Source organism: Pseudonocardia sediminis, assembly GCF_004217185.1.
Taxonomy (GTDB): Bacteria; Actinomycetota; Actinomycetes; order Mycobacteriales; family Pseudonocardiaceae; genus Pseudonocardia; species Pseudonocardia sediminis.
The window spans coordinates 3,528,815-3,543,090 of record NZ_SHKL01000001.1 but is presented as its reverse complement, the minus strand read 5'-3'; the positions used below and the strand labels follow the sequence as shown (position 1 = coordinate 3,543,090).

General features: G+C 74.5%; 11 protein-coding genes. 4 read left to right on the top strand and 7 right to left on the bottom strand.

Annotation, left to right across the window (positions count from 1 at the left end):
* Positions 1-285: 285 nt before the first annotated feature.
* Complete coding sequence (locus tag EV383_RS16390; protein WP_130290721.1) at positions 286-480, bottom strand: PspC domain-containing protein; 195 nt, start codon at positions 478-480, stop codon at positions 286-288.
* A 198-nt stretch (positions 481-678) separates the two neighbouring features.
* Between EV383_RS16390 and mdlC the strand changes: the two genes are divergently transcribed.
* Positions 679-2,334, top strand: a complete 1,656-nt coding sequence (mdlC, locus tag EV383_RS16385; protein WP_130290720.1) for a benzoylformate decarboxylase — start codon at positions 679-681, stop codon at positions 2,332-2,334.
* Positions 2,335-2,383: 49 nt separating this feature from the next.
* Here mdlC and EV383_RS16380 read toward each other — a convergent pair whose 3' ends face one another.
* Together EV383_RS16380 and EV383_RS16375 are read right to left on the bottom strand one after the other, a co-directional pair.
* The gene (locus tag EV383_RS16380) at positions 2,384-3,511 is read right to left on the bottom strand and encodes a M24 family metallopeptidase (RefSeq protein WP_130290719.1); all 1,128 of its coding nucleotides are present in this window, start codon (positions 3,509-3,511) and stop codon (positions 2,384-2,386) included.
* Positions 3,512-3,587: 76 nt separating this feature from the next.
* On the bottom strand, positions 3,588-4,436 hold the full coding sequence (locus EV383_RS16375) for a GAF and ANTAR domain-containing protein (RefSeq protein WP_423213650.1): 849 nt from the start codon (positions 4,434-4,436) through the stop codon (positions 3,588-3,590).
* Positions 4,437-4,505: 69 nt separating this feature from the next.
* Between EV383_RS16375 and EV383_RS16370 the strand changes: the two genes are divergently transcribed.
* The 3 genes from EV383_RS16370 (at position 4,506) to EV383_RS16360 (ending at position 8,005) form a co-directional block, all read left to right on the top strand.
* Positions 4,506-5,477, top strand: a complete 972-nt coding sequence (locus EV383_RS16370; protein ID WP_130290717.1) for a 5'-3' exonuclease — start codon at positions 4,506-4,508, stop codon at positions 5,475-5,477.
* Positions 5,478-5,535: 58 nt separating this feature from the next.
* A complete protein-coding gene (locus tag EV383_RS16365; protein WP_130290716.1) occupies positions 5,536-6,900 on the top strand; it encodes a M20 family metallopeptidase in 1,365 nt (454 codons plus the stop codon).
* Positions 6,901-6,997: 97 nt separating this feature from the next.
* The gene (locus EV383_RS16360; RefSeq protein WP_423213649.1) at positions 6,998-8,005 is read left to right on the top strand and encodes an NAD(P)/FAD-dependent oxidoreductase; all 1,008 of its coding nucleotides are present in this window, start codon (positions 6,998-7,000) and stop codon (positions 8,003-8,005) included.
* Positions 8,006-8,008: 3 nt separating this feature from the next.
* Here the strand turns inward: EV383_RS16360 and EV383_RS16355 are convergent, their stop codons facing one another.
* The 4 genes from EV383_RS16355 to pyrH all read right to left on the bottom strand — a co-directional run bounded on the left by EV383_RS16355 (position 8,009) and on the right by pyrH (position 14,186).
* Entirely contained in the window at positions 8,009-9,238 is a 1,230-nt protein-coding gene (locus tag EV383_RS16355; RefSeq protein WP_130290714.1) for a GNAT family N-acetyltransferase, read from the bottom strand.
* 59 nt (positions 9,239-9,297) lie between these two features.
* Positions 9,298-10,278: a DUF4333 domain-containing protein gene (locus EV383_RS16350; protein WP_130290713.1), complete on the bottom strand. Its 981-nt coding sequence runs from the start codon at positions 10,276-10,278 to the stop codon at positions 9,298-9,300.
* Positions 10,279-10,443: 165 nt separating this feature from the next.
* The gene (locus EV383_RS16345; RefSeq protein ID WP_130290712.1) at positions 10,444-13,362 is read right to left on the bottom strand and encodes a DEAD/DEAH box helicase; all 2,919 of its coding nucleotides are present in this window, start codon (positions 13,360-13,362) and stop codon (positions 10,444-10,446) included.
* Between the two features lie 83 nt (positions 13,363-13,445).
* On the bottom strand, positions 13,446-14,186 hold the full coding sequence (pyrH, locus tag EV383_RS16340; RefSeq protein ID WP_130290711.1) for a UMP kinase: 741 nt from the start codon (positions 14,184-14,186) through the stop codon (positions 13,446-13,448).
* Positions 14,187-14,276 lie beyond the last annotated feature (90 nt).

Here is a 14,276-nt window from a genome sequence, read left to right as displayed (position 1 = left end):
ACGGTGCGTCGGCGCTCTGGACTCGGGGGTCTCAGGGACGACGGCAACGGCACGGACCCGGCTGACAGCACAGCCGACAGTCCACACAGGCGACGACGCAGGACAGGGCGCGGCGACGGAGGTCGCGGGCGCCGGTCCGGTCGATCACGGACGACATCATGCCAGTGGGGCCGCGCCTGTGCCGGCCCGGCCCCACCGCTCTCGCAGGCGCTCCGCGTGTCACCGCGGAGCGCGGGGTCTATGCCCTGGTCAGGACCGTGGTCCTGCCCGGGACGGGGATCCTGCTCAGAACTGCGCCTTGGGCATGATGAACCACAGCACGATGTAGATCACGAACTGCGGGCCCGGCAGCAGGCAGGAGATCAGGAACAGGAAGCGGACCGTGTTGCGGCCCCAGCCCACCCGGTCGGCGAGCCCGGCGCAGACCCCGGCGATGACCTTCCCGTTGCGAGGGCGGACGAGGGTTCCGGTCTGCGGCATGGTGCGTGCTCCTTCCCGGGTGCGGATCCGATGCGATCCACCCGGTGTCGTGGTCGTGGCCGGTGTATCCGACCGCGTCCGTTCCCACTCTGCTCGGTGGAGCCGGTGTCTTCACTCGGGTAACGCCCGGAGACCACCCTGAAGTTCCCCCGGACGGCGGGGGATGATGCTCAGCGGATCAGCCACGAGACGCAGGGGGTGTGCACGGTGACCGGATCGGTGCTGGAGGCGACACGTGAGGTGATGCGCCGCTTCGGCCTCACCACGGTGTTCGGCAACCCGGGGACGACCGAGGTCCCGTTCCTGTCCGACTGGCCGGAGGACTTCCACTACGTCCTGGGGCTGCACGAGTCCGTCGTCGTCGCGATGGCCGACGCCTACGCCCAGCTCACCCGGCGCCCGGCGCTGGTGAACCTGCACTCCGCCGGCGGGGTCGGGCACGGTCTCGGGGCGGTGTTCAGCGCGTCCCGCAACAACTCCTCGGTGATCGTCCTGGCCGGACAGCAGGCCCGCTCGATGCTCGGCGAGGAGCCGTTCCTGGGCGCGCCGGACGCGACCACGTTCCCGAAGCCGCACGTGCGGTTCAGCCACGAGCCCGCGCGGGCCGAGGAGGTCCCGGCCGCGCTGGCGCGGGCCTACCGGCACGCGGCGCAGCCGCCGCGCGGGCCGGTGTTCCTGTCCGTGCCGGTGGACGACTGGGACGCGCCCATCGGCGACGTCGAGCTGCCCGAGGCGACCGCGATCCGCGGCACCGCACCGCACCCGGACGCCGTCGACGAGCTGGTGACGGCGCTGTGGACCTACACGAAGCTGGGCTCGAACGCCCCGCTGACGAACGACCCGCCCCGTCTGGCCTTCGTGGCCGGCGGTGAGGTCGACGCCGACGGCGCGGTGGAGTGGCTGGTCACCCTGGCCGAGGGCTGCCGGGCCGCGGTGTTCGCGGCGCCGATGTCCGGGCGCTGTGCATTCCCCGAGGACCACCCGCTCTTCGCCGGGTTCCTGCCGCCCGAGCGTCGCGCGCTGGGGGCGGCGCTGAGCCCGTACGACCAGGTCATCGTGCTCGGCGCGCCCGCGTTCACCTACCACGTGCTGCGCGACGGGCCGATCCCGCCGCTGCCGCCCACCTACATCGTCTCCGAGGACCCGGACGTCCTGGCCCGGGCCCCGCACGGGCGCGGGATCCTGGCCTCCCCCGGGCTGGCGCTCGACGCCGTCATCCGCGCGCTGAACGAGTCCGGTGCGACGGTGCCGATCGGCGAACCCGGGTCGGCCGGCCTGGTGCGGCCGCCGGCCCCGGAGCTCTCCGGCGGGCTGACCGCGGAGCTGGTCTACGCGACGCTGTCGCAGCTGCTGCCCGAGGACGCGGTGGTCGTCGAGGAGACGCCGAGCCTGCGCGGCCCGCTGCACGACCACCTGCCGATCCGCTCCCGCGACGGCGGCTTCCTGACCACGGCGAGCGGCTCGCTCGGGTTCGGGATCGCCGCGACGGTCGGCGCGGCGCTGGCCCGTCCGACGTCGACCGTGGTCGGCGTGCTCGGCGACGGCTCGGCCATGTACGGCATCCAGGCACTGTGGACGGCGGCCCGCGAGGGCACGAACGCCGTGTTCATCGTGCTCGACAACGCCGAGTACGCCGCGGTCCGCCTGCTCGGAGAGGCCGCCGGCGGGAAGAAGCTGCCCGGCACGAAGCTGGGCGGGATCGACTTCGTCCCGCTGGCCCGGTCGATGGGCTGCGCCGCGTACCGCGTGGACGACGCCGCGGACCTGTCCGAGGCGATCTCGGGTGCCCTGAACTCCTACGGCCCGACGCTGCTGCACATCCCGATCGACGGGGCCTCCCCCGAGATCTACTGAGTCGTGAGTGGATATCGCTGCTCCGGCAGCGATATCCACTCACGGGGGCCTACAGGACCACGAGATCCCGCGGGTTGTGGTTCAGCCGCTCGACGCCGTCGGCCGTGACCACGACGATGTCCTCGATCCGGGCGCCCCAGCCGCCGGCCTGGTAGATGCCCGGCTCGATGCTGAACGCCATGCCGGGCTCGAGCACCAGCTCGTTGCCACCGACGATGTAGGGCTCCTCGTGCACGTCGAGGCCGATGCCGTGCCCGGTGCGGTGGATGAAGTGCTCCCCGTGCCCGGCCTCGGTGATCACCGTCCGGGCGGCGTCGTCGATCGACGCCGCGGTCGCGCCCGGCCGCACCGCGGCGACGGCCCGCTCCTGGGCCTCCTGCAGCACGGCGTAGGTCTCCTTGACCTGTGCCGACGGCTCGCCGCCGACGGCGTAGGTGCGGGTGCAGTCGGAGTTGTAGCCGTCGGGCAGGGGGCCGCCGATGTCGATGACGACGACGTCACCGGCCTCGATCACGCGGTCCGAGACGTCGTGGTGTGGGCTCGCGCCGTTCGGCCCGGACCCGACGATCACGAAGGCGGCCTCGGCGTGGCCCTCGGCGACGATCGCGGCGGTGATGTCGGCGCCGACCTCGGCCTCGGTGCGGCCCGGACGCAGCATCTCCCCCATCCGCGCGTGCACGCGGTCGATCGCCTCGCCGGCGGCGCGCAGCCGGGCGACCTCGGCGGCGTCCTTGCGCATCCGCAGCTCACGCAACACCGGTCCGCCGAGGCTCTGCGGGACGTCCGGGAACGCGTCGCGCAGGGCGAGCACGTGCCGGGCCGGCATCCCGTCGTCGACCGACATCCGGGTGGGGCCACCGGCGAGGTCGCTGACGAGCAGGTACGGGTCCTCGCCGTCGGTCCAGGTGAGCAGGTCGATGCCGAGCGCCTCCAGCGGCACGTCGGCGAACCCGGGCGCCTCCAGCTTCGGTACGACCAGCGCCGGCGGGGCGCGGTGCCCGGCGGCCGGGACGATCAGGCAGGTCAGGCGCTCGTGCGAGGCGCCGTCGAATCCGGTCAGGTACCGCAGGTCGGTGCCGGGGGTCAGGAACAGCACGTCGGTGTCCTGCTCGGCGGCGAACTCGGCGGCCCGGCGCAGACGGTCGGCGAGCAGCTCTGTGGGCACGGCGTCGGTCATGGTCCGCAGCGTAAGCCGGACACGGTCGGTGAGGGACCCACCCCGGCGTGGCTACCCAGCGGTACCGCGCCCGGCCCTACGCGTGCTCGCCGTCCAGTGCCGTCGGCCGGGACGCGAGCGTGGTCGCCAGATCGACGAGCTTGACGTTGAGGTCCTGCGAGGTGCGGCGCAGGATGTCGAACGCCTCGTCGGCGCTGAGCCCGCGGCGCGCCATCAGGATCCCCTTCGCCTGCCCGATCACGTCGCGCGAGGCGATCGCCGTCCGGAACTGGGCCTCCTGCAGGGCGGAACGGCTGATCGCCTCGGTCGCGGCCAGGGCGAGCGAGGCGTGCGTGGCCAGCAGCAGCGCGCGGTCCCGGTCCTCGTCGCCGAACGCGTCGCGCTTGCGCGCGTAGAGGTTCAGCGCGCCGGACAGCCGCGGCGCACGCGCGTCCGGCAGCAGCGTCGTCGCCAGCACCGAGCCGTACCCGTTCCGGACCGCCGCCGACGCGAACTCCGGCCACCGCGTCTCGAGGCCGAGGTCCCCGCTCAGTGCCATCGCCGGGCCGTCCTCCCGGGCGGAGTCCAGGCAGGGCCCCCGGTTGCTGCGGTACTGCTCCTGGTCCAGCTCCGCGGCCTCGGTGCCGGTCTCGACGGGGGTGTGGAAGGTCCCGTCCGGCGCCCTCAGCGTGATGCTGACCAGGTCCGCCGCGGGGATCACCGAGCGCGCCACCGTCACCACACGCTGCAGCGCCTCGGCGACGGTGCCCGCCGCGAGCAGGCCCGCGGTGAGCTCGGCGAACCGCCGGGCGAGCGGGCCCTCCTCCGCGACACCGGCCGCGTCGTCCAGGTCGACACCGCCCCCGGCCTCGGACCGGCGGAAGTCGATCCGGTCTCTCTCCCATTCGGGCCCGGTCTCCACCGTCCCCTGTTCCGTGTCAGTCACGCCGACCATCATGCCTTTCCCGGATGCGCGGGGCCGAGACCGATGCGACGCCTGCCATAGTGACGCACCATGACCGACCGTCCGCTGATGCTCCTGGACTCCGCGAGCATGTACTTCCGCGCCTACTTCGGGGTGCCCGAGTCGATCATGGCACCGGACGGGACGCCGGTGAACGCCGTGCGCGGGTTCACCGACATGATCGCCCGCCTGGTCACCGAGCACCGGCCGTCGAAGCTCGTGGCGTGCCTGGACCTGGACTGGCGGCCGGCGTTCCGGGTGGAGGCGCTGCCGTCGTACAAGGCGCACCGGGTCGAGACGGCGAAGGCTGCCGACGAGGTGCCGGCCGGCGTCCCGGAGGAGGTCCCGGACACGCTCGGCCCGCAGGTGCCGGTGATCATGGAGGTGCTGGCGGCGGCGGGGATCTGCACCGGCGGCGCCGTCGGCTGCGAGGCCGACGACGTGATCGGCACGCTCGCCCACACCGAGAGCTCGGACCCGGTGCTGGCCGTGTCCGGGGACCGCGACCTCATGCAGATCGTGCGCGACGGGCCCGCCCCGGTGCGCCTGCTCTACATCGGTCGCGGGCTGAACAAGGCCGAGTACCTGGGCCCGGCCGAGGTCGCCGAGAAGTACGGCGTACCGCTGGAGCGGGCCGGGGCGGCGTACGCGGAGATGGCGATGCTGCGCGGCGACCCCTCCGACGGGCTGCCCGGCGTCCCCGGCGTCGGCGCCAAGACCGCGGCCACGCTGGTCGGGCGCTTCGGCAGCTGGGACGAGTTGCTCACCGCTGTCGGCGACCCGTCCGACACCCGGATCGCCGCGACCGTCCGGTCGAAGCTGGGCGGGGCCACCGACTACCTCTCGGTGGTGGAGCCCGTGGTGCGGGTGGTCACCGACGCGAGGGTCGACCTGTCCGGCGACACCACCCTGCCGGTGACCCCGGCGGACCCCGACCGCCTCGTCGAGCTGGCGCAGCGCTGGGGACTGGAGTCGTCGGTCCAACGCCTGCTCACCGCACTGACCAAGGCCGCCGCGACCTGACCCGGCCCGCGGAGTGGGTCCGCGACGTGTCCGGGTCCGGTGGGGAGATACTCGGGGCGTGCCCGACCACCACACGGACCACACCCGCCCCGAACGACCCAGCCGCGCGTACCTCGACGCCGTCGCCCGCGAGACGGCCGTGCGCGCCGCCGGCGCCGAGCCGCTGACCTCCCCCTTCGACGGGGCGCCGGAGTCCCTGCGGGCCGCCGTCTCCGACGGGCTGGAGGCGGTCTCCGACGAGATCGTCGCGCTCTCGCGGGCCCTGCACGCCGACCCGGAGACGGCCTACGAGGAGCACCGCTCGGTCGCCGCCGTGGCCGACCTGCTGACGCGGCACGGCATCGACGCCGAGGTCGGCGTGCACGGGCTGGACACCGCGCTGCGCGCCCGGATCGGCGGTGACACCGCCGGGGGGAACGGCCCGACGGTCGCGGTGCTCGCCGAGTACGACGCCCTGCCCGGGCTCGGGCACGCCTGCGGGCACAACGTCATCTGCTCCGCCGCGGTCGGGGCGTTCCTGGCGCTCGCCCACGCGCTGTCCGCACCGGGCGCCCCCGGCGGGACCGTCGTGCTGCTCGGCACGCCCGCGGAGGAGGGTGGCGGGGGCAAGGAGCTCATGGCCCGCGACGGCGCCTTCGACGGGGTTGACGCCGCGGTGATGCTGCACCCGTTCGCCCACGACATCGCCGACCACCCGTTCCTGGGACGCCGTCAGGTCGACGTCGTCTACCACGGGGTCGCCGCGCACGCCGCCGCCCAGCCGTTCATGGGCCGCAACGCCCTCGACGCCGTCGTGCTCGGCTACCAGGGCGTCGCGATGCTGCGCCAGCACCTGCCCGACCCGGACCGGATCCACGGGGTGATCACCGAGGGCGGCGACCGCCCCAACGTCGTCCCGGACCGGGCCGCGGCCCGGTACTACCTGCGCTCGGCCGACGCGGACGCGTTGCGGGACATGACGACCCGCGTCCAGGCGATCGCCGTGGGCGCGGCCGCGATGACCGGGTGCGGCTACGAGCTGACCTGGGACCCGGCGCCGGCGTACCTGCCGATCCGGCACAACGGCACGCTCGCGGCCCGGTGGGCGGTGCACCAGGCCGGTCGCGGCCGGACCGTCCACCCGCGCGGCGTGGTGCCGGAGTCCGAGACGGGCTCGACCGACCTGGGCAACGTCAGCTTCCGGATCCCGGCGATCCACCCGATGATCGCCGTCGCGGAGCCGGGGACGTCGCTGCACACGGTCGAGTTCGGCAAGGCCTCGGGCGGGCCGGGTGGCGACCGGGCCGTCGTCGACGGGGCCGCGGGGCTCGCACTGACCGTGGCCGACCTGCTCGCCGACGGCGCGCTGCGCGAGGCCGTCGCGGCGGAGTTCGCCGAGGCGGGCGGTCCGGTCGACGTGCCGTCGTTCTTCGAGGGCGCCTGAGCGGTTCTTGCCATAACGGCAACGTCGCTGGCGTCAGCGGCATGACAAGCGCAGAGTCGTGGTCATGGATGACAACGGTTCTCACTACGATGTACTGGTGGTCGGCGGCGGGGCGGCCGGGCTCTCGGCCGGGCTGACCCTGGCCCGCGCACGGCGGGACGTGCTGGTCCTCGACGCCGGCGAGCCCCGCAACGCCCCGGCGGAGGGCGTACACGGCTTCCTCACCCGCGACGGGATCGCGCCGGCCGAGCTGACCGCGCTCGGGCGGGAGGAGGTCACCCGCTACGGCGGACAGGTCCGCTCGGGGCGGGCCGTCTCCGCGCGCCGCACCGCCGGGGGCTTCACGGTGCGGACCGCTGACGGCGACGAGCTCACCGCCCGCCGGCTGATCCTCGCGAGCGGCGTGGCCGAGGAGTTCCCGGACGTCGACGGTCTGCGGGAGCGCTGGGGCCGCGACGTCGTCCACTGCCCGTACTGCCACGGCTGGGAGGTGCGCGACCGGGCCATCGGCATCCTCGCCACCGGCCCGTTCGGGGTGCACCAGGCGCAGATGCTGCGCCAGTGGAGCGACGACGTGACGTTGTTCCTGCACACCGCCCCGGACCCCACCGACGAGGAGTGGGAGCGGCTGGCGGCGCGCGGGATCGCCGTCGTCGACGGGGAGGTGGCCGGGCTCGAGGTCACCGACGACGCGCTGTCGGGCGTCCGGCTGGCCTCGGGGCGCGTCGTCGCGCGGGAGGCGGTGGTCGTGCTCCCGCGTGCTGTGGCAGGAGGGGCCCTCCTCGACGGGCTGGGTCTCGAGATCGTCGAGCACCCGACGGGCGTCGCCACCCAGCTGGACACCGACCCGACCGGGCGCACCGCCGTGCCCGGGGTGTGGGCCGCCGGGAACCTGCGGGACCCGATGGCCACCGTCGTCGCCTCGGCGGCGTCCGGCGTCACGGCCGCGATGGCGGTCAACGGCGACCTGATCACCTCCGAGACCGACCGGGCCGTGGCGCTCCGCCGCGGCGACCCGTTCTCGGCCGCGTCCGAGGCGCGGGTCGCCGCGCTGGTGGCGGGCGACCGCGCGCACGGGCTCAGCGCCGCCGGATCCCGAACCTGAGGGTCAGAAGAACGTGCCGCACCACGGGACGTCCGCGGTGGCGAACAGGGCGTCGGCCCGGGCCACCGCGGCGTCGTCGTGGGCCCGCCACCACCCGGCCGCCACCAGCTCCGACGGGCGGCGGTCGCCGAGGTAGGCCATGGCCAGGGCGTCGACGTCGCACTCCAGGTCCGGTGCGGTGACGTCCTCGACCGGCTTCGGCCCGTCCGGGCCGATCCGGAACGCGCCGTCGTTGGCCGGGAGCAGGCGGTCGTGCACGCCCAGGACGACCGGTGCGGCGTCGCCCCAGGTCCGGGCCGCGAGCGCGGCCGGGACGTCGACCAGGCGCAGCCACGTCTCGTCGGCGACGTCCTCGACGTGGAACTCGCGCGGGTCGGTGAGCAGCAGCGACAGGTCCTCGTCGAGCGGGCGGAGGCGTCCGGTGACGCGGGCGGTCAGGTCCATCCCGAGCAGGAACCGCCACAGGTCCGCCGAGGCCACCGGGTTGCCGGCGTGCAGGTCCAGCACCCGCACGGTGTCGCCGTCGGCGTGGTCGCCGGAGTCGACGGACCACACGGCCCATCCGTCGTCGCCGTCCGGGCCGGTGTGCACCGCCATCGCACGGAACTCCGTCGCCGGACGGTGTCCCTCCAGGAACATCGGCCACCAGCCCTCGAAACGGGTCATCCCGCCCGGGCGGCGCAGCGCGGCGCGCTCGTGCAGCTCGGGCAGGACGGTCCGCGCACGGTCGAGGGGGATCAGCCGGACGGAGCCGCCGGACGGCGCGTCCGCGCGCAGCGTCGCGCCGGCACGGATCCGCACCTGACGTCCGCGGGTGGCGATGCCGTAGCCGAACCGGCCGTAGATGCCGGTCTCGCTGGCCCGCAACGTGGCCAGGACCTCGCCCCGGGACGCCACGTCGGCGAGCTGGGCCCGCATCAGCGCGCTCAGGTGACCGCGCCGCGTCCTGTCGGGGCGCACCGCGACCAGGCTGACCGCGGCGGTGTCCAGCCCCGCCCCGCCCGGTACGGCGGTGCGGCAGGGGAACGACATGGCCGTGCCGACCAGCTCGGGGTCCTCCCCCGCGGCGGGCTCCTCGAACGCTCCCAGCGTCCGGCCCGGGACGTGCCGGGATCCGCCGCGGCGCCACCCGTCGTCGTCGAGCGGGAGGATGTGCAGGGCGGCGCGGAACAGGTCGGTGGACGCGCGCAGCTCGTCGGGTTCGAGGACACGGACGCGGGGATGGTCGCTCACACCCCGAGCATCCCGGCTGAGACCCGCCCCGTCATCCGGATTGGGGCGCGTGCAGCGTCTCAGACGCGGCCGACCTGGTAGGCGCCGTCGTCGGTGATCACGCGGCCGGGGACGGCGAGCTGCTCGCCGTCGACGACGGCCTGGCACTCGAACGTCGTCCCGGCCGTGACCTCGACGTCGTCCGGGCAGTCGATCGCCCCGACCTGCAGCCGGTAGTTCTGGCTCAGGATCTGGTTGACGCCGTTCTGCAGGGCCGTCTTGTCCAGGGTCCGGGTCACCGCGAAGCCGGGTGCGACGAACGCCAGTACGAGCAGCACCGCGATCACCACGACCCCGCCGACGATCCCGACGAGCGCGCCCCGGCCCAGGCCGAGCGGGCCGCGCTTCGGGCGGCGCACGACGTCGTCCGGCGCCCACGGCTCCTCACCGGGCAGGACGCCGTCGTCGGTCGGGCCCCACACGCCGGTGGGCCCGGCTCCGGCGTCGTCGTCCGGAGCGCGGCGCCGTCCACCGGCCGGCGCGGCGACAGCGGTGGACTCGTCGCCCCAGACCGGCGCCCGTCCGGCGGGTACGTCCGAGCGGGGTGCGGCCGGCTGGTCCCAGGGGCTCGGTGCCCAGTCGCTGTCGTCATATCCCGGCCGGCCGGCGTACCCCGGCTGGTCCGGGACGCGGTCCTCGGCGCGACGGCGGCCGCCCGGCTGCGACGGCCACCCGCCGGTGCCCTCGCTCGCCGCCGGAGCCCAGCCCCCGGTCTCCTGCGCACCACCGGCCGGGGCCCACGCCCCGGTCGAACCCGCACCACCGGTCTGCTCCCAGACCCCGGTCGATCCGGCACCGCCGGTCGGCGCCCACCCGCCGGTCGCCTCGGCGCCGCGCCCGCCCTGCGGGCCGCCGGACAGGTCGTCGTCACGTCCGGGCGCGTCCGGGTCGGCCTGGCCCCAGCCCCCGGGCGGCGGGGTGCCCCAGGTGGGCAGCTCGCCGGTCTGCTCGGCGTCGGAGGGGTGGCGGCCCTGTCGATCGGGTCCCTGTGGCGTGCTCATCGCCGACCTTCCTGTCCGTCCGTCGTGCCGCGCCCTACCGACGCGGAAGGGCCCCGGGAGCCCATCGTTGCGCCAGACGCTACGTGACAGTGCCCCTGCGCAGCTCCGCAGGCTGCGTGTCGACGCGCAGCTCCGCAGGCTCCGTGCTCAGGCGCGGGCTCAAGCTCAGGCCATCCCCGCCGCCACGACCCCGCGCCGCACCGCGGCCGACGCGCGGTGCGCGGCCCGCCCGACCTCGCTGGAGCGCCCGGCGACACCGGCGATCTGGTCCAGCAGGTCGAGCACCTGCCGGCACCAGCGCACGAAGTCACCCGCGGAGAGCTCGTGCCCGTTGCGCTCCGCGGCCTCGAGCACCTGCGCCAGCGACTCGCCCCGGGCCCAGCGGTGCATCGGCCACGCGAACGCCAGGTCCGGCTGGCGGGTGCGCTCGGCCTTGAGGCGGCGCTGGTCGGCGTCGAGCTCGGACCACAGCTCCACGGTCCGCTCCAGGGCGTCGGCGACGGCCCCGGCGGGAAGGCGCGGCATCGGCGCGTCGTCGCGTCGTGACTCGTAGACCAGCGCGGACACCACCGCGGCCAGCTCCTCCGGGTCCAGCCCCTCCCAGACGCCGCGGCGCAGGCACTCCGCGGCCAGCAGGTCGGACTCGCCCCACAGCCGGGCCAGACGGCGTCCGTGCTCGGTGACAATGTCGGCCGGGTCGGTCGCGGACTCGTCGAGGTAGCCGCGCTCGGCGAGCACCGCCCGGATCCGGTCGAACGCCCGCGCCAGCGAGTGCGTCGTCATCCGGACCTTGTCGCGAAGCTGCTCGGTCTCGCGGTCCAGCCGGGCGTAGCGCTCGGCCCAGCGGGCGTGCGCCTCCCGGTCGTCGCAGCCGTGGCAGGGGTGCGCCCGCAGCGCCCGGCGCAGCGTCGCCAGTTCCGGGTCCTCGGCGGCACCGCTGCGGCTGCGGCGCCGCTCCTGGTGCGGCGCACTGATCCCGGTGTTGCGCAACGTCATCGCGAGGTCGCGCCGGACCTGCGGGGACCGGTGGTCGACGCGCTTGGGCAGCTTCATCCGGCCCAGTGCCTCGACCGCGGCCGGGAAGTCCGCGGCCGAGAGCCGTCCGGCCCAGCGGTCCTCGTTGAGCACCAGCGGGCGCGGTGAGTCCGCCCGGGAGTCCGGGTCGATCACGACGGCCAGCCCGGCGCGCCGGCCCGCCGGGACGGCGATGACGTCACCCGGCTTCAGCCCGCGCAGCGAGTCCGCGGTCTCCTCGCGGACCTCCGCCGTGCCCTGGCGGCGCAGCGACTTCTCCTTCTCCGACAACGTCCGGCGCAGCCGCGCGTACTCGGTGAAGTCACCGAGGTGGCACGTCATGGAACCCTCGTACCCGGCGAGTGCCTCCTCGTTGCGGTCGATCCGGCGTGCGAGTCCGACGACCGAGCGGTCGGCCTGGAACTGGCCGAACGAGAGTTCCAGCAGCTCCCGGGCCGCGTCGGTGCCCAGGCGCCCGACGAGGTTGACGGCCATGTTGTAGACCGGCCGGAACGAGCTGCGCAGCGGGTAGGTCCGGGTCGAGGCCAGGCCCGCGACCTGCTCGGGGTCCATGCCCGGCGTCCAGAGCACCACCGCGTGGCCCTCGACGTCGATGCCGCGGCGCCCGGCCCGTCCGGTCAGCTGGGTGTACTCCCCCGGCGTCAGGTCGACGTGGGCCTCGCCGTTGTACTTGACCAGCCGTTCCAGCACGACGGTGCGCGCCGGCATGTTGATCCCCAGCGCGAGCGTCTCGGTGGCGAACACGCAGCGCACGAGCCCGGCGACGAACAGCTCCTCGACGGTTTCCTTGAACGCGGGCAACATCCCGGCGTGGTGCGCGGCGATGCCGCGTTCCAGGGCCTCGCGCCACTCCCAGTAGCCGAGGACGCCCAGATCGGCCTGCGGGAGGTCACCGCAGTGCTTGTCGACGATGCGGCGGATCTCGTCGGTGTCGTCCGGACCGGTCAGGCGCAGCCCGGAGCGCACGCACTGCCCGACGGCGGCGTCGCAGCCGGCGCGGCTGAAGACGAACGTGATCGCCGGCAGCAGGCCCGCCCGGTCGAGACGGTCGATCACCTGCACCCGCGACGGCGGGCGGAAGCCGCCGCGCGTGCTGCCGCCCGGCCCGCCGGCGCGCGAGCCGCCCGAGACCGAACCGCCGCCCCGGCCGCCGCCCGAGCCCCCTCCGCCCGAGCCCCCGCCGCGCTGCACCGGGGCCCGGCCCCGGGTACGGCCGCGTGGCCCGCGGTCCCCCGCCCGGTCGCGGACACCGAGGGACTCGCGGCGCTGCATCTCCCGGGTGTTGCGCACCAGGTCCGGGTCGACGACGAGCTCGCCGCCCTCCCCCTGCCCGAACAGGTCGAACATCCGGTTGCCGACGATCATGTGCTGCCACAGCGGGACCGGCCGGTGCTCGTCGACGACGACGGCGGTGTCGCCGCGCACCTCGACCAGCCAGTCGCCGAACTCCTCGGCGTTGGACACGGTGGCCGACAGGCCGACGATCGCGACGTGCTCGGGAAGCTGGAGGATGACCTCCTCCCAGACCGCTCCGCGGAACCGGTCGGCGAGGTAGTGCACCTCGTCCATGACCACGTACCCGAGCTGGTCCAGGCGGCGGTTCGCGGCACCACCGGTCTCGCCGCCGTCGTCGGCGTAGATCATGTTGCGAAGCACCTCGGTGGTCATCACGACCACCTGGGCGTCACCGTTGATCGCGGTGTCGCCGGTGAGCAGGCCGACCGCGTCCGCGCCGTAGCGGGCCGTCAGGTCGGCGAACTTCTGGTTCGACAGCGCCTTGATCGGCGTCGTGTAGAAGCACTTGCGCCCCTCGGACAGGGCCAGGTGCACCGCGAACTCACCGAGGACGGTCTTGCCGGCGCCGGTCGGGGCGCACAGCAGCACGCCGTGCCCGTCCTCCAGCGCCTCACAGGCCTCCTGCTGGAACCCGTCCAGCTCGAACGGCAACAGCCCGGCGAACTCGGCCAGGCGCGGCCGAGCGGCCCGGGACTTCGCCGCGGCATAGGCCGCGGCCGGATCGGACGACGTGCGTGCGGTGCGAGGGCCCACCCGATCAGGCTGTCACACCTGCACCGCGGCCACACCGCGACCGCCCCGACACCCGGGCGTCACGTGGCCCGGCACCGGGTCGTCTACTGCACGAACTCGGCCTCGGTGACGTCGGCGTTGATCGCGGTGCCGTGGTGCTCGCCACGGCAGATGGCGGCCATCAGGCCGTCCTTCTCGATGTCGAAAACGTGCAGCGGGACGCCGTGGTCGCGGGCCAGGATGAACGCGGTCTGGTCCATCACGGCCAGCCGCCGGCTCAGCACCTCGTCGTAGGGCAGGCGCTCGTAGCGGCGGGCGTCGGGGTTCTTGTCCGGGTCGGAGTCGTAGACGCCGTCGACGCCGTGCTTGGCCACCAGCAGCGCGTCCGCGCCGATCTCCAGGGCCCGCTGGACACTCGGGTAGTCGGTGGTGATGAACGGCTGGCCGTTCCCGCCGGAGAAGATCAGGATGGCGCCCTTGTCGAGGTGGCGCTTGGCCCGCAGGCGCAGGAACGGCTCGGCGACGGCGTTGATCGGGATCGCCGTCATCACCCGGACGTTCTCCTCGCCCAGCGCGGAGAGCTTGCCGCGCAGCAGCAGGCTGTTGATCACGGTGCCGAGCATGCCGATGTTGTCGGCCTCGACCCGGTCGATCCCCCAGGAGTCCGAGCGGTTGCCGCGGAAGACGTTGCCGCCGCCGACCACGACGGCGATCTGTACACCCAGGTCACGGACCGCGAGGATCTGTGACGCGAGGTGCTGCAGGGCCTGTGCGCTGAACCCGAACCCGTCGTCACCGGACATCGCCTGTCCGCTCAGCTTGATGACCACCCGGTCGTACTTCATGCGTCCGCCCACTCCTCGGCCCAGATTTCGACGTCCGACGTTGCCCCGCCGCTGCCCGCGGCGATCGTACGGGCGGGGCGGCGGGGCGAG